Here is a 20,949-nt window from a genome sequence, read left to right as displayed (position 1 = left end):
CAGGCTCTCACCTACACTTCTACCTTGAAGTCGCGGGCTGCAGTTTCCAGCCATTCGTTATAAAGCAGGTTGCTGACGGCATCGCGCGTCGTATCGTCCAGCACAGCGTCGTACTTGGCAGTCACCGAGAAAATCTCGAATGTGTTTTCCGAATCGGCATCGAAGGGGCCAAGAACTTCGCCGACCGACGCATTGAACAGTTTCGCCTCTAGCGTCGGGTTCAGCGCGCCACGCATGACTTTGCCAACCCGCCCGCCATCCGAGGCGGACTCAGCGGTCGAATGTTCCGCGGCAATCTCGTCGAAACTGTCTGGGTCCTCCCCCAGAAGCGAAACAATCTCCCGGGCTTTGCCTTCTCCCGTCACTACCAGGTGGCTCAGCTCCACAGCATCAAACTGCGGCGCATGCAGGGAGAAATACTCTTCGATAGCCGCCTCACTGCAGATATCAGCGCGCATTTTTTCCGCCAGCAGGGCATCTTCAAGGAACGCTTCATATTGCTCAAGCGAGAGCGACGCATCATCGAGAAACTCATTGGCTTCTTTGGCTCGATGCAGTCCGAGCGCACGCCGATGCTGGTCTGCCCTGTTCTGCAGTTCATCAGGGCTGGCCGTGAGGCCATGTTTGCGTGCGGCAGTGGCCGCGAGTTTTTCCTTGATGATGTCCTGCACAACATGCGAAAAGCGACCAGAGAGCTTCAGCCAGCCCACCAGATCATCACTTGTCAGCGTTTTTCCATCTATACGAACGATATCCATTGTCTTCCCCTCTTCAAGATAATTACCGCTTGGTTTGCCTGAACTGCCCGTTATTACTCTCCGATTCGTAGCGCAACAGTGCGCCCTGTCACCTGGCGCTCCTGAAAGGCTCCAGCGCCAGATCAATCACGCGACGCTTGCGCACGACAATTTCCGCGACTCCTCCCATCCCATAGCGCAGCAACACATCCCCATTTGTGGTTTCAATGGTTTCACGCTCAAGTTGAACCTTGCCCTCGTATGTGGGTGGCGCACCCTCCTTCCCCTGCACCACAGCCGGCGATATGTAATCCAGCCTCCCCTCTACCGAGCCATAGGTCTGGTAGGGGAAAGCGTTGAATTTGACTTTCACGCTTTGGCCTACCTGCAGAAACCCACGCTCGTTCTCAGGGATCTGGATCTGCAATATGCGCTGGGTGTCGGAGGGCGCAATATTCACCAGCGGCTGCGAAGACTGGACCTTGTCGCCGCGCTGGGTAAGTGGCACCTCGGTAACAACGCCGCTGATCGGCGCATGTATTTTCAGAAAGTTGTTTTCATCGAAGTTCTTGAAGCTGACCCGCTCAGCGGCATCTGCAGCGATACGTGCGCTGCGCAGCTGGAATTCGACTTTCGCCTGCTCCTGCTCCATATCGCGCAGCAGCGTTTCGTATTGCACGCGCTGTTCCGCAAGTTCCTGCGATGCGTTTGCCACGTTGCTGTCGGCTTCGGAGATAGCTCGGTTGAGTTCATACTCAAGAGACGACAGGCGCGCCTGTGCTGCACCGGTCTTGGCCTGGGCATCGAGGTAGGCATTGAACTTCTGTTGTACCTGCATTTGCGACACTCCGCCACCGCCCTCCATGCTCGCAAGCCGCTCATACTGCGCTTTCTCTTCCTCCGCGGCCGCTTCGGTGCGCCGCGCCTGCTCCAGCGCAGCGCGCGCTTCGTCGAGCTTGGCACGCTGGGCTCCCGCCAGCTTGAACAGGCCTTCCTCCAGTTTCTTATCAGTCTCCTGCTGCAGGAAATCCAGCTTGGCTTTCATCGCCTCCGCCTTGCGCTGCTGTAACGCAAGCTTGGCGGGTAGGCGCTCATATTCCAGTTGAGCCTGATCCAGGCGAAGCTTGGACTCCAGTGCTTTCGATGCCGAATCGATCGCACTGCGCGCATTGATTCGCGCGATAATGTCGCCTTCCTGAACAGGAACACCGGGCGACACATACACATCGACCAGTTCGCCATCAATGGGGGCATACACACGTCGAATATCCGCTTTCGGTACCAGGACCCCCTGAGCTGTCACTACAACGTCCGCTTTCGCGAAAAACGCCCAGATGAACGCCACCAGCAGCACACCGGCGATCAGAATATTGGTGACTTTTATGAGGCGAGCAGGTTCGGAGACAAGAATCGCGATGCCCTCCAGACTGTGGTCGCGCAGAGCGTCTGCCAGCCGAAGAGATCGTTGCGGTTTCGTAATCACTGTGACTCCTCGGATGTAGCGGGCAGGAGAGCAGATTTGTTGTCAACAGCTGCCGAACCGAGCACCGCGCTCAAGTCCTCAATGGCCGCGCGCTGGCGCGTGGCCTCAGAGACAACCGATGTGTTCAGCGCGCTTACCGCATCGGACGGAACCGCCCCCAGAAGACCGAGAATCTGCGCCGCCTCTTGCAACTTCGAGTACGCCTCGCGGAGTCGGCCTGCCTGTTCGCGATAGCGCTCGGAAATCTGGGATTCAAGTCGCAAAGCGCCACTGATACCACCCTGGGCCTGATAGGCTTGCCATATCTCCTCTGCCGCTGCACGCAACTCGCTCACTCGCCGCTCAGCGAACTCCTGTTCGTTGCTGAAGTCTGATCGCAGCGCGTCGAACATGAATTTGTCACGTTGGGGGTCTATCCGCGTATAAAAATCCAGCAATGCTGTTTGATAGTCCTCTGTCTGGTACAGATCCGGCAGCCGCAGAAAGTCATTCCGCAGCTGTTGCCGCTGGGCGAGCAGACTGCGCGCCTCTTTCCCCCACGGTCCCTGCGCAAGCTTTTCCAGAAGTGCCAACGAGGGTGCCAGCTCTCCCGCCTGCCACTGTCGATCTGCCAACGCGTAATCACCGGCCACCGCTTGCAACTCATCCAGTTCCGGAAGCTCCGCTGTGACAAGCCCAGCGAAGTAATCAGTGTTGAAGCTGGCCGCCTGCCGTTCACGCATGTAATCCGCCAACTCACCTTCGGCATGCGCCGCTTTGAGCGCCAGATAGACGCGGACATCAGCGCGCCAGGCCTCGGCTCCACTGACTCTCGGGTAGTCGCGCTCAAATGTTTCCAGAGCCGCCAACGCCGCAGCACCCGTTTTCGGGTCGAGTGGCTGCAGCACCTGCTGGCGAAGTGTGGTCATGGCATCGAGCAACACCGACGCATCGCTCTTCAATGCCCGCAGCTGGCTCAGAGCGTCAGTGCGAATGGGCTCGAAGATGGGGTGCGCCCTGGCGAGGTCCTCAAGCGACCGCAAGTTGTCATCGCTGTTCGCCTCCCAGCGCTGCAGCAGCACACCCATCGGGTGGTCTACCTCACTCAGCCTGATTGACGCCGCGGCATCCCGCTCAGTTGTGTAGCGCTGTAGTGCGACGAGCCAGTGCAGCAGCGGCAGCACACCGTCATCACGCTGACTGGGCGCCTGGCTTTGCGCCACACGCAGCAAATCTTCAGCTGCCTGATAATCGCCGCTGAGCATGACTTGCGACCAGGCCGGGACAACATAGCCTTGCAATGCGTCATCCGCCAACAACTGCGCTGCCTCGTCGTCCGGGTGCTCCGCGAGGTAGCCCTCCACGAGCAGCAATGCTGGCTCATATTGCTGTTCTGCGAGCAATTCGGCAGCGGTTGCCACGCGATCGTCCGCGAACAACCAGGCGGCAAACCCACCCAGCAACACCACCACACCCAAGGCCACCACAGCCAGCCGTAGCTCTCTGCTCAGGGGGAGCTGCTCCCAGACCGCGATCGAGCGGTCGCGCAGCGCGCTGACCGCCGCCTTCAGTTGTTCAAGAGGGCTTTGCTCCCTGGCTGGCGGCTGGTCATCCTGCACAGCTTGCTCGGTTTCCGGTTTGTCGCAGTACACATCGAGAAAGGATGCCGCTTTCGATACCAAAATAGTGCCTTCGGGCACGGTGCGTCGAGTAGCCGCCGTATTGCCGTCCTCCACAGGAACGGCTTCCAGTACAACCTTGAAAGTAAACAGCTCGTGTCCAAACTGCAGGATGTCGTCAGTATTGAGTTGCTCTGCCGCGCCGTCCAGCCGTCTGTCGTTTAGCAGCGTGCCGTTGGTGCTACCCAGATCCTCGATGTAGAGATCGGCACCCCTGGCATAGATGTGTGCGTGGCGGCGGGAAACAAAATTGGACTCCGCAGCGAACTGCTGTACATACACGGCAAAGTGCCCAGTGGACTTGGACACCAGAAACGGAAACACCGATACCGCAATCGGGTTGAGTCCTTTTCCGGAACGCAGCGGCAACAACAGCAACCGGGGACGCGTCGACGGCGTCAGTATCTGCGTGCGCTCACCCTCATCGTCGTCGTCTGCAGCAATAGGCCCTTCCGACTCTCCTTCTGGCTCGTCAGCCTCGGCAAGCCCTGCCTCAAAGCAGACATCCTTGCCAAAACACAACACATCGCCCGCCGCGACGGCCACGGGATCGCCCCCAACCGACTCACCATTCAGCTGGGTGCCCGAACCACTGTCCAAATCGACGACGTACAGAATGTCGCCGTCCAGAAACAGCCGTGCATGGCGCTCCGCAAGCTGCAGCCGAAACTCATCCGGGTAGCTGTGGAACGCGGCATCTCCCCGGCCAACCGGCAGCAAGAGGCCGCGCAATTCAACATCGGCGTAGCCATCACCAAATAACGGTTTCAACCACGCCTTCATAAAAACTGCCCCTGCTTGTTGCAATTGATCACGATTCCCCCAGCTCCAGCATGTCTTCGCTCCAGCCGCCACCCATGGCTTTGTACAGATCGACCGTGTCACTCAGGATCTGTTGGTGGTTTTGCAGTAATGACTGGTTTGAGTTCAACAAACGCCGCTCTGACTCCAGCACTTCCAACTGGGTCACGATACCGACTTCCAATTGCGCCCGTGTCTGCCGCGCGACAACACGCAGATGCTCAACTTCCTCTTCCAGCTCGCGTTTTTGCAACTGCCGGCTACCCAGATTCACCAGCGCATTCTCCACTTCCTGGAACGCCAGGATTACGGTTTTCCTGTACTGCTCCTCACTCACTTTGGCGGAGGCTTCCCGCGACTTCACCCGAGCTTTCAATTTGGGATCGAATATCGGGATATTTATCGAGGGCCCAATGCCGAACGTGAAGGATTTTACGAGAGCGGAAAGCGAGGTACTCGCGAGATTGCCGCCACCTCCGCTGTTGGCCGTGAGGCTTATGGAGGGGAGCCGTGCCAATTCGGCTTCGCCAACCAGCTCATACGCTTCCAGCACCCGATACTGAGCGGCCACGATATCCGGTCGGCGGGTCAGCAGGTCTGAGGGTAGCCCCCCCGGAATGTCCATTAATTTTACAGTCTCGCGCAATGGTGCGACCGGCACATCAATACTACCCGCCGGTTTTCCGAGTAAAGTCGCGATGGCATTCTCGGCGATTTCACGCTCACGCTCGAGGTCAAGAAGGCGCCGCTTCAGGGTATTCAACTCCGCTTTTTGACGCAGTACCGGTGTATTCGCACCAATGCCTTCCCGGTGCTGATTTTCGTAGATTGTGTAGATGCGTTGAGCCGCCGCAAGCGACCTTTGTTGCAGGTCAATCTGTTCGTCGAGGCTACGGATCAGGAAATAGGTGGTGGCGACGCGGGAGACCGTTGTGAGGTAGGTGGCTCGCCAGTCCGCCTCTCCCGCTTGATAAGCGGCTTTGCGCGCACTGACCCCTTTTTCCAGCTTGCCCCATATATCAATTTCCCAACCGAGTTCCGCGTTGGTGCTGTAGCTGTTGGAGGTCTCCATGTCGCCAGTCATCGGGTTGCGTGCGCCTTGTACGGTAGCGCCTACGCCTGCGGAGACCGTCGGAAGACGCCCTGCCTCAACCTGCCCCAGCGCCGCACCCGCTTCACCTATACGGGCCACCGCAATACGCAAATCCAGGTTGCCATCGATACTCTCGGCAACCAGACCATCAAGGTATGCGTCAGAGAAACCGTGCCACCACTGCGGTTGAATAGTTTCCCGTGCCGATGTCCTGACGCCGGCTGGTGTGGACCAGCGGGCGGGGGTTTCAATGTCCGGCAGCTTCAGGTCACCGCTTCCACCACCCGCAGCACAGGCCATCAGGCCGACTGCAAGAAGGCAAGTCATCACCGCATGGGCGCACCTGCGGCGCTGCTTATAGAAGCTCAGTTGCTGCATAGTATTTTCCCCTGCCTGCACGCTGCCAATACCTGGCAAATCCGGCGCAAGCTGCGCCGCCAACGAGCCGCGCTGATGGCTTCCAGACGCACTCTCTCTGACAAATAGAAAGCAAGACACGGGCCAATGTGAGAACTGCTGGAAGAAAAAACACCTGGAGCGGCTGTTCGAGTGAAAAAAAGCGCAAAACGCGGCGTGGCTGGACACAGGCACCACCTCCTTGGCGCAGACTCGCTATTCCTGTACCGACACGGAAGGCCGCCTGCCTACTTATTGTTTTTATAATTCGAACGTTTCTTATTTATTTGTATGGGTGTGACAAACAAATTTATCAACACTCAGTTCATTATACATCCCGTCTGGAAAACGGCACAGATTGTTGGTGCTGCCGCGTAGCGGACACTGGCACTCTTCGTGTCAGGTTCGACACATCGGCCAGCACGCTTGCCGACTGCTGGCGCCGTGTCTCCCTTGCACTGCCTGTTCAAGCCCGCGCAGGGAAGCGCCACGCTAAATGTTGTTGCAATCACGACAAGCGCCCAATTTCGTTTCCATGCGTCACACCTTTTCGTCGGGCGCCACGTGACACTGCCGCCGGGCGCACGCATCCGTATTGGTTATTTCTATCAGAAAAACAGTGGCTTATATTTTTTCAATGGCACAACAGTGGAGCTGGCATCTTTTCTGCAATAGGTTTTCATCGTACCCGCTTCATTTTCAGGATAGTCACTATGAAACGTTTGAATTTTTGCCTTCTGGCCGCCTGCACAGCCCTTGTTCTGGCGTGCTCGGACGAACCCGCCACTGCCGGCATGGGACCCTTGAGCGCGGTTATCCAGGAATCGGATGACGGTGGCTGGCGTGTAAAAAATTCTGACGGCGGCGTCACGATGACCAATGCGACCGAGCCAGGCGCGATACGCTACTACTACGTCAACGCCCGCGCCGCCGAGGAAGGGCGTCGGGAGGTTTCCGTGGATGTGACGCTGCTGCAGTCCGAACCCGGCTCGCAGGCCGGGCTTCTCTATGGATTTCAGGAAAACCCCAAGTCCTACTTTCTCTTCACCGTAGGTGGAAACGGCATGGCAAGCCTGCATGCCATGGACAGTACCGGGTTTCATGAAAAAACGGCGTTCTCTCTGGGTACATCGGTAACAGACAGGATCACCCTTACCATTCGCGAGCGGGGAAACGAAATCGCACTGCTGGTGAACGGTACTGAAAAAGCCAGCCTTGGCAATGACAGCCTCGGCCGCGGTGCGGTAGGTGTTGTTGCCAGCCATCTGGGTAGTTATCGATTCGACAGTTTTTCGATCCAGGTTGACGGCAGGGCTGCCGGTCAAGCGATCAACTCCCGCCCCAATGCGCCGACCACTGCAGCAGCCAACAACGGGCTACAGGAGCACCCAGCGACAAACCACAGCCGTACAGGAGAACCGGCACCAATCAAGTATTTTGTGACGATGGATGCCAGAACCGGGATGGCCAGTAGCCGTATTCCCCTGCCGGCGGACTGGACTCAACTCACTGACAACAAGGAATTTACCTACGAGGGCCCGAACAAGATACGCGTCAGCGCTGCCGGCGGTGCCACCTTCCAATTCACCAACAATCCGGACATGGCACAGATGTTTCAGATGCAGGGCACAACCAATCAGCCGCCCATGCCCATAGAAGTAATCACGCAGCGGTTTTTCATGCCGATCGCGGAGCAGACCGGGAGGAAGCTGACCCGCACCTATGAACTCCCGCAGCTGGCGCGAAAATCACTACAGGATAGTTCGCAGTATTACAGCGCCATGCCGCAGCAACTTGACGCCAAATCGTATGCACTGGAGTGGACTGATAACCAGGGTATGTCATATGTCTCCATCGTCAACATCAACATAGCCTATAGCCAGCCTTCATCGTACTGGATTCTGATGTCGCAGTATCTGGAGGCACCGCACGAGCATTTCCCCGCAGCGCGCGATGCCCTGATCAACGGCCTCATCAACGCTCAGACCAACCCGCAGTGGCTCGCACTCAGAAATCAGCAGGACAGAGCACGGTCACAAGCCAGCAGCAGGCAGCATGTTGCACGTATGAATTCACTGCGCGCCGCAGGCAACGCAGCCGCTGAAACCGGGAGAATCTATAGCGAAATCTCAGACATCAATCACCAGGGCTATATGAACCGCGACCAGATGAACAGTGCGGGGCATCAGCGCACCATCAACGCCATTGGCGACCGTACCGTCATTGCCAATCCGGAAACCGGCAACCGCTACAATGTTCAAAGTGGCAGCAATCAGTACTGGGTGAATCAGGATGAGCGCTACCTGGGTAGCGACAACCCCAACTACGATCCCCGCCTGGATCCGGGCATGAACCAGCAGGAATGGATCGAGTATGAGGAAGTCCAGTAGGCGCGAGATCAAGCAGTCATGGCTCAGGAAGATCGGGAGAAAGGATTGGTGACGGCATTAGACACAGCTGGGTACAGCCACGTAGGAGCCCGACGCCACAACGAAGACGCTTTGCTTGTATGTGACGAACTCGGGCTGTATGCGGTGGCGGATGGCGTAGGTGGCATACAGGGAGGTGAAGTCGCCAGTCGTATCGTTTGCGCTACCCTGGAAGCAGGCTTGCGCGCGGGGCTGTCGTTGAATGCGGCAATGGACCAGGCTCATGCAGAAGTTCTCAGCGCCGCTGCACGCGGCGAGGGAGTTCCCGGTTCGGCCTCTACCGCTGTCGCGGTAACCCTGAAGAACGCACAACTGCAACTCGCCTGGGTAGGCGACAGTCGCGCCTATGTCTGGGACGGCGAACTCCAGCTCCTGAGCAAGGACCACTCTCTGGTGCAGTCACTGGTAGACACGGCCCAGCTGGATTTTGCCGAGATAGAGCATCACCCGCAGAAGAACGTTATCAGCCAGGCACTGGGGAGCCGCAGTGGCACTCCCGTTACTGCCTACAAGGAAGGCTCATTGAAGACGCCGTGTGTGGTGATGCTGTGCAGCGACGGGGTCAGCGGCGAACTCTCCGAGAGACGGGTAATTGAAACTCTCGCTTCGGGAGAAAGTGCAGAAGTCTGTGCCAGATCGCTGGTCGAGGCCGCCGTTGGTGGAGGAGGACAGGACAACGCGAGCTGCATCGTCATACGCGTGCCGAAACTGACTCCACCTGCCGAAACCGAATCGACACTGGCGTTCATGCGCTACGGGGCAGACAACCGCTGGCACCTGGCGGAGAGCGGTGCAGCGGGTGATACTCAGATCAACTACAAAGCGGCGCACCATAGCCAGACACTGGCGCTCCCCGCGGCGGCTGTGCAGTCGCCTCAGGCGGGGAAAAAGATCAGTGTGGGGCGCATACTCACTGGCACCACAATCAGCTTGATCCTGTTGGCCGGGATGCTTTACGCGCTGGACCGAACCACCGCACTAACGTCGCTACTGGCCCTGATCGCGCACGACTAACACGCCACGCGCCACTGTCATGCACACATCACCTGGTTAGTCGAACGGCCAGTGGAAAACCACAGCGAGATGAAAACCATCATCTTGCAGGTCGTTGCTTCCAGGCGTGGTAACGTCATCGTCGTCAATACGTTCACCGTAGTACACGCTCGCATTGATGTATTCTTTCGGCTGCCAGCGCAACCCCAGGCCCACACTACTGAGCTCCGCGGCTTTACTGGTAGACAAATTGTCATCTTCATCCCAGCTGCGACCATAATCGACGAATGGCACAGCGGTAAGATTCCAACGGCTGTAACCGGAATCATTGACGAAAATGGGAACGCGCCACTCCAGTGAAGCAGAGATACCATTATCGCGCACCAGCTGATTTTCGCGGAAACCGCGCACCGAGTACACACCGCCGATGGCAAGCTTCTCGACAGACAGCAAGGGGTCAAATGCTTCCTGCCAGACACCACTGAATACAATCTGGCTGTTGCGGAAGGGAAGCCGTCGCGCATACTGGATCTGCGTGAGCAATGCCGTGAAATCGCTTTCCGGAATTTCCGCACCGGTATCGAATTGTACTTGCGGTGCACCGTCGGGAATCATGGTGGCACCAAACAGGTCGAGACCGTAGCGCAGCGTTGCCCGCAGGGCCAGCACCTGGTAATCGCCGCGCGCTATCCACTCGCCACCAATGCTTGCATTCGTGGCGGCTATCTGTCCATTCCGAGCTCCCAAAGAAAACGAGAAGGGCCGACCTAACAGCGACGTATCCGTGGCACTATGACCGAGGCCAGCCGTGAGCGTCACATAGCGATCCACGCTATTGACCAGTGGGTGACTGACGGAGACTGCCCACGACTCGGTGTCGCTCTCAATGTCCAGCTCGTCAAAGGGCGCCTCTACCACTTCTGAATTGCCACGCTGATACTCGACCTTAAGACGGGTTTCCCTGCTGCTAACGGGCAGCTGATACGATATGTAGGCATCCTGTAAACCCTCGCTGGCGCTGACAGCCAGTGCCAGCCGGTCTGCGCGCCGGGTCAGATTTAAATGCTCAAGCGTTACCAGTACACGTTCAGCACCAACGCTGGGAGAGCGATAATTATCCAGCGACATGCCCAAACGCAATGGATTCTCCTCGCTGATACGTAACCGCAGGTCTGCCGTGCCCTGCGTCAGCCCTGGCACCAACACCCCGTTCACCTGGCGTATCAGCGGGTTAAGCTCAAGCATGCGGAGACTGTTCTGAAGATCGTCCAGATTCAGCGGACTTGCGACATGCTGGCGTAACCTCGATTCGAGATAGGCCGGGGATAGCCGGTCGTTCTCAAGGATCTGAACCTCCTGAAGCTCGCCTTCGATAGCGCGCAAAACAAGGATGCCCGGCGCAGGGTCACCCTCAGGTAACACCACACCGGAGTTGACGTAACCGCGATTGAAGTACAAGAGCGACAGGCGGCGCAGCAACTCCTGAACATTCTCGGAGGACAAATCGCGATTCTCAAACGGCGCCACGATTGCATCAATCTCTTGTGCCGGAAACACGGTATTCCCGCGTACTACAATGTCAGTGACTGCCAGAGGCGAAAACAACACCGCAGCTGGCTGCCCCTCCTCTTGCAGCATCGGCGACGGCAGCACCTGCGGAGTCGGCATGCTCGAATTCGGTTCAACGTCCAGCTCAAAGCTGGGCTCATCAAACCCGTCAGTTCCACTGGAGAAACCCCGCTCAATATTCTGCCCGAGCCCGGATCCTATACCCGAGGGCTGCGCGAACACCGGAAGGCTGAGGGCGACGAGAAATGTCCCCAGAAATGTCCCGCGAAGTCGGCCTTTCGCCCCGGACGGCGCACGCAGTGTTGTAAAGACTAATCGCATTTCGATCCCCAACTCTGTGTCAATACAAGCTGCATCCCGGCACTGGGGTTACCCTCCGAGTGCAAGGAGGCCCCGCCATCTTCCGTGCCGCTGAGCACAAACGGGCTGGCCAGATAATCGTCATCCGTCTCCGGCACGGTACTGTGACCGGTAATCACCAGACTGCTACCGCCGCTCGCACTCTTCGCACAGCGATCCTGAATGAGGTTGGTTGCGTCGAGAATCGCTACGTCGAGCTCAGTCACCGCGGCACTGATGTCCTGTTCCGGCGAATTGATTTCGAGGCTTCCCTCTTCACCTAACGTGGAAGTGACCTGGAATACCGAGCGTGCATCGCGCAGAAAAGAGGCAGCATTGATGTCAATGAGGCCACCGTTGCCGGCGTTTGCGCTTGCAGTAAGTCCGCTATTGCGTACGAGCACCAGGTCCGCCGGCGCAGCCGGGTCTCCCAGTGTGATCGAACCACCATTGCCATCAGCATCGGAGGACGCTGAGCTCGCTGTGATGAAGACGATACCTCCCGAGGCCGGATCGCTGTCCAGGTAGATATCGCGGCCAAAAATGTTGATGTCACCGCCACCCGCATTCTCGGAAGTCCCCTCGATCCTCGCCCAGTTCAGTTGCACCTCATCCGCAGAGAGTAGAATAGTGCCGGCATTCCCACTGCCTACCGCTGACGTCTGCACGAACCCACCGCCCTCAAAACGTAATACATCGCCTGCAACGATACTCACGTCTCCCGCATCGTTGGCGCCTTGTGAATTGGTCAGCAACTCGGTATCGACGCCATCAATACTGACGCTTCCCGCGCTGGAGACCAGTATGCTGCCACTGGCACCGTCACCGGTGCTGGCAGACTGCACAGACACATTATCCAGCGTAAGCGCGGTACCTGCCGTCATCCGGACCTGTCCCGCCGGCGCGAGGGCACCAGTGCTACTCTGTAGAAAGCTTTCGCGAACTCCCAGTTCTCCGCCGGCTTCGAGGGTGATCTGACCAGGCGAACTGTTGATGTCGTTCGCTCCCGTAGCCGTGCTGAAGGTAGCGTTCTCGATCTCGATCGAGCTGCCGCTCGCTCTTATCACTCCGGCTGCGCCTTGATCCGCGGCAATACTGCCGACCTCAACGCCGGACAGGAATAGAGCGCCTTCAGCCAACATGTCCACTCGACCGGCGTCTCCCACGCCCAGTGAGGAAGAAGAAAGCGTCGTGGGGCTGGCAGCAGAAACAGCGATATCGTCCCCTCGCAACACCACGGCACCCGCCATCCCGGTGCCGACGGTGGAGCTGGTTATCGCGTGCTCCCCGCTAACGGTGAGAGTGCCCTCCGCGACAATCGAGACGTCTGCCCCCCTTCCGGCGGTGGCGGTAAAACTGGAAATGTTGCTGGCGTTCGCGGCACCCTGCGTTTGCTCCAGCAATACGCTGCGACCTTGCAGGGAAATTTCTCCGCCTGATCCGCCCTCACTTTCCTCACCCAGCACATTACTGGTGATGTCAAACTGCCCCCGCAGCGTAAGGTCACCCGTTGCCGCAACAAGAATCGCACCGCCGTCTTGTTTCCCGCCGGTACCGGTGCTGATCACCGCCCGTTCCGCTTCCGTGGTGAGCGCGATATCTCCCGCTGAAAGTAGAGCAATGGATGCCCCAACACCCTGCACGTTGAATCCGCCGAGCAAGGAGGTATTGTGCAAATAAAGTCCATCTGCACCCGACTGCAGACTGATCAGACCCGGCGCCGAAAAGTTCGAACCGCTGGAGAAAATGTCAGTGAATTCCGCGTTGATGCGGTTGCCAAACAGGAGCAGGTCTCCGGCGTCACCCAGACCATCGGCGAGACTGGCGATAAATGCCCTGCTTCCGCTCGTGCCGAGCAACGACACATCTTCTGTACCCAGAACGACTATATCGCCTGCATTCCCCGCACCGATACTACTGGTTTGAATCCGTCCCTGTCGCAACAGGAAATCCTTCATGGGCAGCGATGCACTACCGCCAAAGATGATGTTGCCGGAATCTCCCGTCTCCGCGCCAAGATCCAGCACGCGGCTGGACACCAGCCCGCCAATCTGCTCGTAATTGCTCGTATCGATACGGATGGTACCGGCGTTAGCGAGTGTTGCCGTTGCCGTCTGCACCACACTGCCGCGCAGCTGCATGCTGGAAATCGCGCGCAAGGAAAAGTCCGTCGGCTGCAGCAGTGCAAAGGTGCTTATGAACGAATTCTGAATCAGTAACCGATCCGCGAGCAGGGAAAAGCGGGATACCGGAACAACCGCGTTATCCGAGAAAAGCAGGTTACTGTTTTCGATAACGATGTCCGCGAGCCCGACATTTTCTGCTGCGGACAAGGTGTAGCCCGCGGAGGTATCGATGGCGAGGACACCGCCAGGCGCAAGCGCACCGAGCGCAAGATTGAAGGCCTGGAATTGCGAACTGTCGCCCGGCGCCAGGGGACTGGTTGGGTCTACCGCAGCGGTGATATCACCCACCACCGTCACGCCGGCGATGTCGGGGTCAACACTCGTGCCCACCAGACTCATGTTCGAGAGCAGTAGCGGCGTATTCGTGCTGTCCACGTCACTCAGCGCCAGCACGATGCCTCGCGGCGTTACTCCAGACGGCAGATCCTGCTGATCAAGGAAGCCAAACCCAGCCGGGTTTGCTATCGACAATTCCGAACTTATGGTTGTTTCGTGAGAATAGAAATCGTCGCCATTGTCAAAGCCGAGCCGATTCGCGCTGGAGAACACAAACGTGCTCTGGGGATCGAACGAGGCCCCATCGCCAATGAAAATCCCATTGGGATTGAGCATCCACAGCGCGGCTGACGTGGGTGACAGAGTTCCCCCGGAGTTGCGGCGCACCTGCATGGCACCCTGGATTTCTGTCGGCTGAAAGCCTGTCACCCTGGCAATAATATGCTGAATGTTGGCCGCGCTGTGAGTGAAGGTCGCCTGCTCCCCGGAGGATAGACTGAAACTGGAGAAACTCTGAAACAGATTATTGCCGGCGACCTCGCCGTCTCCCTGGCCTATTTCAAAGATGCCGGCGCGCGTGGCGCCTTCACTATTGGGGCCAACCGTACCATCGAAAACAGCCGCCCCGTGTGCACCGGATAGCGACAGGCACTGAACGGCGAACAGCACTGTAAATAACCGGGATTGTCGTTTTGTCCTGCCCACGTTTATTTTCCTCATTGTCGAGCCTCTGCAGCCAACACGATGCTGTTCACAGCCAGTTCCCTATGAGCAGGAAAGGGGCCCACTTACTCGGGTGCTGGTTGGAACGGTCATTTATCAATTTCATCTGTGCCTCGCGCAGGCCCTGTGCCTTGGAGACATTACCCGAGTCGAGTTGCGCATAGAATTCGCTGATCACTTCCAGGGTTGCCTTGTCGTCGACCTCCCACAGCGTGGCCAGGGCGCTTCTCGCGCCTGCCTTCAGGGCGACACCGGCCAACCCGAGTGCCGCACGATCGTCGCCTGCGGCTGTCTCACAGGCACTCAGGACCAGCAACTCGAGCGTGCCACTGGCAGCTGCTCTGGACTGAATCGTGTTCCCGAGATCAGCGATCAGGAACTTGTCGTCATACGTCAGTAGAAAAGAGTCATCGTAGCTGCTGCCGAACTGCCCGTGCGTGGCAAAATGCACAATGCTGTACTCGCCGTTGGCAAGCTCCGACCGGACCTTCGGCAAGGTAAAGGCCTGGTTCTGCAGGACGTTGGCCGAGAGTCTCTCGCGCAGTGTATGCAGTTCACGGTCGACGCTGGGTAGAGCGGCAAACCCCTGGACCGATTCCGACAATCCTCCCGCCAATGTGCGATACGATTCACCGGAAAAGGGCTTGGGGTCCAGCAGTGTCAGGCCCGGCGTCGTTGCCAGGGCATACTGCTCAACCAGGAACTGTTCGCCATCGTGCAGCGCCGCGAGGGGAATGGTCCGTAAGGCACCGTCCGGCACCACGACCAGCGTTGCGATGCTGTGCGTTGCCAGCACTGCCTCCAGCGGCCTTATCAGCCAGTCATAGAGCTGCTGACCATGCGCGAGGTACGCATCCGTGCCGTTATCGACCTCAAGATTCAGACGGAAATCGCGTATGCGAGCAATCAAACGCGATCGGTCAACAGGCACGGTGATCTGCTGAATGCCGCTGTCAGTCGTCAGGAGTAATTCCAGGCGGGTATCCAGCAACACGGGATATAGCACGGCCGCGTCCCCGGCCAGTTGGTCGAGCACAACGCTCTCGTCTCCCACACACTGCTCGTCAAAGTAATCCTGTACTTCAGCAAGCTTCAGTTCTTCCAGAGCGAAGCGCGCATCGCGCAGTAGCTTCTGCTGTGCATCCGCATCAACCTCGACCGCGCTTTGGGTCAGCAATGCATCGGCATAACTGTAGTAGAGAGGCTGCACAACGTCTGTGAAAGTATCCGAGTCCAGTGACTCCAGGTTACTGCGTAGCGTGCGCAGCGATGCGACAGCTCTCGCGTAGGCATCCAGCGAATCCCGCGTGTTGCCCAATTCGCCAAACGAGCGAGCCAGAACCCATTCCCAGCGATACTCGAGCCCATCTACCTGTACCTGATTCGCGTACTGCAGTGCCCGCTGGGCATAGTGGACCGCCGCACCGTACTGTCGGTCATCCGCATAGAGTTCAGCCGTGTAACCGTTCAGCATGGAGCGCAAGCGCGGCGGAACATCCTGCATGTCCCCCGCTTGCTGCAACTGCTGCAGGGCTGCCAGGCGGTAGGCTGCATCGGCATCGAAGTCATTTACCGCCTTGCGGTACAAGGATGCCAACGCCATGCGCGCGCGACCGGGCGCACCAGCTGCCAACTGGTCGAGCGCATCCGCACTCTGTCGCGCCGTCACCAGAGCGTCCTCTACCCGCCCGTCGTCAAGCATGGCGCGCGCACTGTTGACCTGGTAAATCACGCGCAATTCATCGTCCGGCGCGAGGTCCACCGCAGCTCGAAAACCGTCAATGGCCGCCCGCAGATCGCCTGCACGCTGCAGAATGAGCGCCTCGTCATTGCGCAATTGGCTGAGCTGCGCGGGCGCCAGCGAGTCTTCCCACTCGAGGGCTCGCGCAATCGCAATCGACGCCTGCTGCGTGGCCCCCTCCCGGTAGTACAACAGTGCGCGTTGCCGCTGTGCCTGTGAAAACTGCGCTGGCATTGCGGCGGGCAGGTTCGCGAAATAGCCTTGCAATGCCCTGAGCTCATTGTCGGCACGCGCCAGAGAGCCAAGCCTGCGGAGGAGGTCAATACGCAGCAAACGCGCATCAATCTCAGCTGCAGACAACTCTTCGTCGAGTTGCCGCGACATCAGCCTCTGGTCCTGATCGAGTAAAGCCAGCGCCGCGCGCAACTCTCCACCTGCACTCAGCGCCATGGCCTCTTGCAGATCACCCGCGTTGGCAGTGACGGATGCGGTAGTGGTGAGCACGAGCAAGCACGCCATACAGATCCCAGGCGGGCGATACCCTCGAAGAAATTGCTGTATTTTCTGCATACGGCTCCGTTGCAAATTATGCGTGGTCACGTTGAAGTATAGGATGCGTGTACAACCTGGTCGCACTTACCGAGCCGTAGGGCTGACTTTTTTCTGCGGCGAGAGTGCTCAGAGTCGATCATATTGGCTCCTGCAGATAGTTCCGCGCCTGCGGGTGGCCGAGCCGCGCCGCAGCAAGAAAGTACTCTCGTGCACGCGCCGTATCCGGCTCGCTCAGGTGAATTCCGGCATCGTATATTCTGCCCAGGTTAAACAGGGCATTGCGGTCTCCCTGCTCGCCCGCCAGGGTGAAAAGACGAAGGCTTTCGTCAACATCACGACCCAATAACCGACCGTCAAACAAATGGTTCGCCAGCAGCGTTTGGGCGAGGAAAAACCCATCCTCGGCGGATTTCTCGAGGATACGCAGTGCCGCACGCCGCTGCGCATCCGTCTGCGCCACGGCCATCAGTAATGTCGCATGCTGATACAAGCCAAGTGGCGAGCCTTGTCGTGCGGCAAGCTCGGCGTAACGCAGCGCCGCATCTTTATCTTTCCCCACCACCCAACCCGTATCATACAATTCACCTAACACTGACATGGCGCGCGCTGAGCCTGACGCCGCCTGTTGTTGCAACGCCTCCACAGCGGCCATGTCACCCGTCGATTTCACCCGCAAGATGTCAGCAAAGACACTGCGCGGATAGGCTGCAACGAATTCCTTCTCAGCGGCTGGTACGCCAAGATTGACGGCATCGTAGAAAGCAAAGAACTCGTCTGGTTCAGGTAGCAGGGGGGGCGATACAGGCGCTGCCGGTACCGTGTCAGAATGAGGCGCAGCCGCCAGGGAGCTTGCGGACTCGCTGCGGTCGCCGTCATTGGCTACCGCGTCCGCCACCACACCCTTGTCGCGAGTGGTCGCCTCACCCGACTCGCGAACCGTCACACCGGAGTCCTGGGGGGGCTCGCCCTCTAGCGCAGCCTCTGCAAGCCCCTTTTCCTGCAGCACAACAGGTGTGCCGGCCGTCTTCGCGACTTGCACAGGTTCACTATTACGCAGTGCATACCAACCACCTGCAGCGGACATGCATAGAACCAGGGCAGCACCGAATACAACCGCGCGGCGCCCCGGCCCCACAGCCTGCTCACGTGGCTGCGGCGGTGGCACCTCGGGGGCCGCCATGACCGCGGTGGCGTCGAACGCACCGCCGGCGACCACTGGCGGCGATCCGCTCGGCAGGTCTTTCAATGCAACAAGCAAATCTTCACAACTGGCGAAACGCTGGTCCCTGTTATAGGCCATCATGCTATCGATCAGTGGCTGCAAACGTTGCAGATGATCCGGCAACCGCGGCATCTGGCGCTCGAAGCGCTGCAGGGATATCTCGGTCAGGTTTCGCCCGCTGTAGGGCGCATCGCCGCTCAACATTTGGAACAGCATCACCCCAAGACTATATATGTCTGTGCGCGCATCCAGCTGATGTCCCAGGGATTGCTCAGGGCTCATGTATTTGGGTGAACCGATGACCGACTGCACCTGAGTGATCTGCGTGACGTCCTCGGAATTCTCCGCAGCGCGCGCGATACCAAAATCCGTGAGCACTGCCGTGTCCACGTCCCGAAACAGGACATTGTCCGGCTTGACGTCCCTGTGGATAAAACCCTTCTTGTGGGCGTAGCCCAGGGCACTCGCCAGCTGGCGCGTAATCTCCAGGGCAACGTCCTCATCCAGCGGCTTGATCATCCGGCTGCGCAGATCACCGTCGGCGAGAATCTCCATCGCCAGATACAACAGCCCCTTATGCTCTCCGACATCGTAGACCGGCACGATGTGCGGGTGCGACAACATGCCAACAATTCTCGCCTCACGCAGAAACCGCTTGCCGAACTCTTCGTTGGCAGCGAGTTCCGGAGCGATGATCTTGAGCGCCACGGGACGCTCGAACCCGCGCTGAATGGCCAGATACACCCGGGCCATACCACCCTCACCGAGGAGGTGTTCGATGGTGTAACCAGGGATTTCAGGCAAATCCTTCGTCATGACGGCTGTGCTGTTGTGGCCCGATCCTTCAATCGACGAGAACCTCCAGGCGCCTGTTCAGCCGGTGATCGGCTTCCGGCAAGGTCTCCCCGCGGTATTTAGGCTTCGCCTCACCCGCACCCTCCACGCGTAACCGGCCTGCCAGGGTGGGAAACTGCTGTATCAATTCATCGCGGGCAGCCTCCGCCCGACGTTCGGAAAGATTCATGTTGTGCTGCCAGCTACCCCGCACATCGGTGTGCCCGACAAGCGTGAATGCGCGGCCATCGAAAGTTTCACTCGCCAATACCTTGCCGAGTTCCGCGATGTTCTCACTGGTCAACGTATCCAGCTCGGTACTGTCGAGCTTGTAGTTAATCGGAATGCGCACACGTGTCTTTTCTTCATCACCCCCCGCGAGGCCACTTGAGGCCAGGCGATCTGTCGAGAGCAAACCGAACTCCTGGCTGGACAGACTGCGCTTGATGGAGTCGCTCGAAATCGGTGTGTCGACCAGACTGTGATCGAGCTGCCTGGCGTTTTCTCGCATCCACGAAGGCGGATTCGAGTGGCGCTCGATGGCGCGGTCCAGGGTGGCCAACGCTTCAAAGCGTTGACCGTTCAGCGCCAGGACCTGACCGTAGCGCGCGAGAGACACGGCAGCTTCGTCCTGAGTCCCCGCATGCACCACCGCTTGCTCGTAGGCGTGCAGCGATTCCTTAAGCTTGCGCTCCCTCTGGAAGGCGGTGCCCATCAAGTGCCAGGCAGCATAGGAGTCACAGGCTCCAACGGATTTGTTCAGCCACTCTGTTGCCTTCTCGAAGTCCTGCTGTGCGCCCGCTTTACGGGCAAGATCGTAGTAACGCTTGCCGTCTGCACAGGGGATAGCAGCATCCGCCGCGTGCGCAGCAAGAGTGACCACCACTCCCGCTGCTGCTATCAGGTTAGTCGACCTCTTGAACATGATGTCCTCCTTCGCGCACTCAGGATCTCAGGAAGCTGATGAAGTTGTTGTGTTGCGTGTCAAACGAAGCGCCACGCGAAGCCCACGAGGATTGCATCGTCGATACGAACGGGTTGTAGTAGTAGCTGTAGGCAGGCTGGTACAACCAGTACCAGCCGCCTGTCACTGCCGCGAGGGCCTGCTTGTCCAGGTCGCGGCTGTCTTCCAGATCGTTAATCGTAATATGGGTCATGAGAACTCTCCTTGCTTACCGTAGTCATGTGTTGCCAGCTTGGGATACCTTTCGCGCCGCTGGCGATTCTGTATAAATGATTGCAGGAACAATGCCAACTTTCCCTCGCCGCCAAAAAAAATTGTAACTATCTGATATTATTGACATTATATTTTTCAGTGCTCGCCCTTGAGGCACAAACCTGAAAATTCATCACATTCATTTGTTTGAGTTCGCCCCACATGCCTGGCGAATAAGTGACCTCAGTTGCAACATATGCGTCAGATAGAAAATACCAGGCACAAAAACCCCGCCACACGGCGGGTTGGGTTTTGCAGTAGCGCCTCAGGAGCGCAGGAAGCTGATGAAGTTGTTGTGTTGCGTGTCGAACGAGGTGCCGCGTGAGGCCCATGAGGATTGCATCGTCGATACGAACGGGTTGTAGTAGTAGCTGTAGGCAGGCTGGTAGAGCCAGTACCAACCACCGTTCACGGTGGCGAGTTCTTCGCTGCTCAGGGCGCAGTTGGCGTTCAGGTCGTTTACAGTGATTGTGCTCATGGTGTATCTCCTCGGGTGTCTGTTTGGTTGGGAGTCGCTGTTTGCTGCTCCTTGCCATGGGTGTTGCAGAAACGATGCCAACTTTGTGATGCCGGCCAATATAATTTGTAACCCACTGTAATTTAACGATTTATTTTATTTGGCGAAGTTTTGGATGCAGGCGGCAGATGCAGCGACCCACACTGGATGTCTCTCTGCAGGACACTTTTTCTGAACTGTCTGG

At 58.2% G+C, this 20,949-nt stretch carries 13 protein-coding genes; 2 read left to right on the top strand and 11 right to left on the bottom strand.

Features of this window, described 5'->3' with window-relative positions:
• Positions 1 to 11: 11 nt before the first annotated feature.
• From G533_RS0117635 to G533_RS0117620, 4 genes are all read right to left on the bottom strand, one after another.
• Positions 12 to 758 carry a peptidylprolyl isomerase gene (locus G533_RS0117635; RefSeq protein ID WP_027951084.1) on the bottom strand — a complete coding sequence of 249 codons (747 nt, stop codon included), beginning with the start codon at positions 756 to 758 and terminating at the stop codon, positions 12 to 14.
• An 88-nt stretch (positions 759 to 846) separates the two neighbouring features.
• Complete coding sequence (locus G533_RS0117630) at positions 847 to 2,220, bottom strand: beta-barrel domain-containing protein (protein WP_027951083.1); 1,374 nt, start codon at positions 2,218 to 2,220, stop codon at positions 847 to 849.
• Positions 2,217 to 4,661 (bottom strand): FHA domain-containing protein, encoded by a 2,445-nt coding sequence (locus tag G533_RS0117625; RefSeq protein WP_027951082.1) that lies wholly within the window; start codon positions 4,659 to 4,661, stop codon positions 2,217 to 2,219. Before G533_RS0117625 ends, G533_RS0117630 begins: the two co-directional genes overlap by 4 nt.
• Before the next feature lie 28 nt (positions 4,662 to 4,689).
• Positions 4,690 to 6,099 carry an efflux transporter outer membrane subunit gene (locus tag G533_RS0117620; protein ID WP_205622655.1) on the bottom strand — a complete coding sequence of 470 codons (1,410 nt, stop codon included), beginning with the start codon at positions 6,097 to 6,099 and terminating at the stop codon, positions 4,690 to 4,692.
• Positions 6,100 to 6,881: 782 nt separating this feature from the next.
• On the opposite strand from G533_RS0117620, the gene G533_RS0117615 reads away from it, so the two are divergent.
• On the top strand, positions 6,882 to 8,558 hold the full coding sequence (locus tag G533_RS0117615; RefSeq protein WP_027951080.1) for a hypothetical protein: 1,677 nt from the start codon (positions 6,882 to 6,884) through the stop codon (positions 8,556 to 8,558).
• 48 nt (positions 8,559 to 8,606) lie between these two features.
• A complete protein-coding gene (locus tag G533_RS22725) occupies positions 8,607 to 9,611 on the top strand; it encodes a PP2C family protein-serine/threonine phosphatase (RefSeq protein WP_158413437.1) in 1,005 nt (334 codons plus the stop codon).
• Between the two features lie 36 nt (positions 9,612 to 9,647).
• Here G533_RS22725 and G533_RS0117605 read toward each other — a convergent pair whose 3' ends face one another.
• From G533_RS0117605 to G533_RS0117575, 7 genes are all read right to left on the bottom strand, one after another.
• Positions 9,648 to 11,258, bottom strand: a complete 1,611-nt coding sequence (locus tag G533_RS0117605) for a ShlB/FhaC/HecB family hemolysin secretion/activation protein (protein WP_158413436.1) — start codon at positions 11,256 to 11,258, stop codon at positions 9,648 to 9,650.
• A 212-nt stretch (positions 11,259 to 11,470) separates the two neighbouring features.
• The gene (locus G533_RS0117600; RefSeq protein WP_027951078.1) at positions 11,471 to 14,629 is read right to left on the bottom strand and encodes a beta strand repeat-containing protein; all 3,159 of its coding nucleotides are present in this window, start codon (positions 14,627 to 14,629) and stop codon (positions 11,471 to 11,473) included.
• Positions 14,630 to 14,711: 82 nt separating this feature from the next.
• A complete protein-coding gene (locus G533_RS0117595; protein ID WP_027951077.1) occupies positions 14,712 to 16,943 on the bottom strand; it encodes a CHAT domain-containing protein in 2,232 nt (743 codons plus the stop codon).
• A 169-nt stretch (positions 16,944 to 17,112) separates the two neighbouring features.
• Positions 17,113 to 19,014 carry a serine/threonine-protein kinase gene (locus G533_RS23710; RefSeq protein WP_027951076.1) on the bottom strand — a complete coding sequence of 634 codons (1,902 nt, stop codon included), beginning with the start codon at positions 19,012 to 19,014 and terminating at the stop codon, positions 17,113 to 17,115.
• 28 nt (positions 19,015 to 19,042) lie between these two features.
• Positions 19,043 to 19,957, bottom strand: a complete 915-nt coding sequence (locus G533_RS23705) for an OmpA family protein (protein ID WP_084639121.1) — start codon at positions 19,955 to 19,957, stop codon at positions 19,043 to 19,045.
• 19 nt (positions 19,958 to 19,976) lie between these two features.
• Entirely contained in the window at positions 19,977 to 20,189 is a 213-nt protein-coding gene (locus tag G533_RS0117580) for a hypothetical protein (RefSeq protein ID WP_027951074.1), read from the bottom strand.
• 324 nt (positions 20,190 to 20,513) lie between these two features.
• A complete protein-coding gene (locus G533_RS0117575; RefSeq protein WP_027951073.1) occupies positions 20,514 to 20,726 on the bottom strand; it encodes a hypothetical protein in 213 nt (70 codons plus the stop codon).
• Between the last annotated feature and the right edge of the window lie 223 nt (positions 20,727 to 20,949).

It is taken from the genome of Haliea salexigens DSM 19537 (assembly GCF_000423125.1).
Lineage (GTDB): Bacteria > Pseudomonadota > Gammaproteobacteria > Pseudomonadales > Halieaceae > Haliea > Haliea salexigens.
This window is presented reverse-complemented; position numbering and strand designations above follow the sequence as displayed.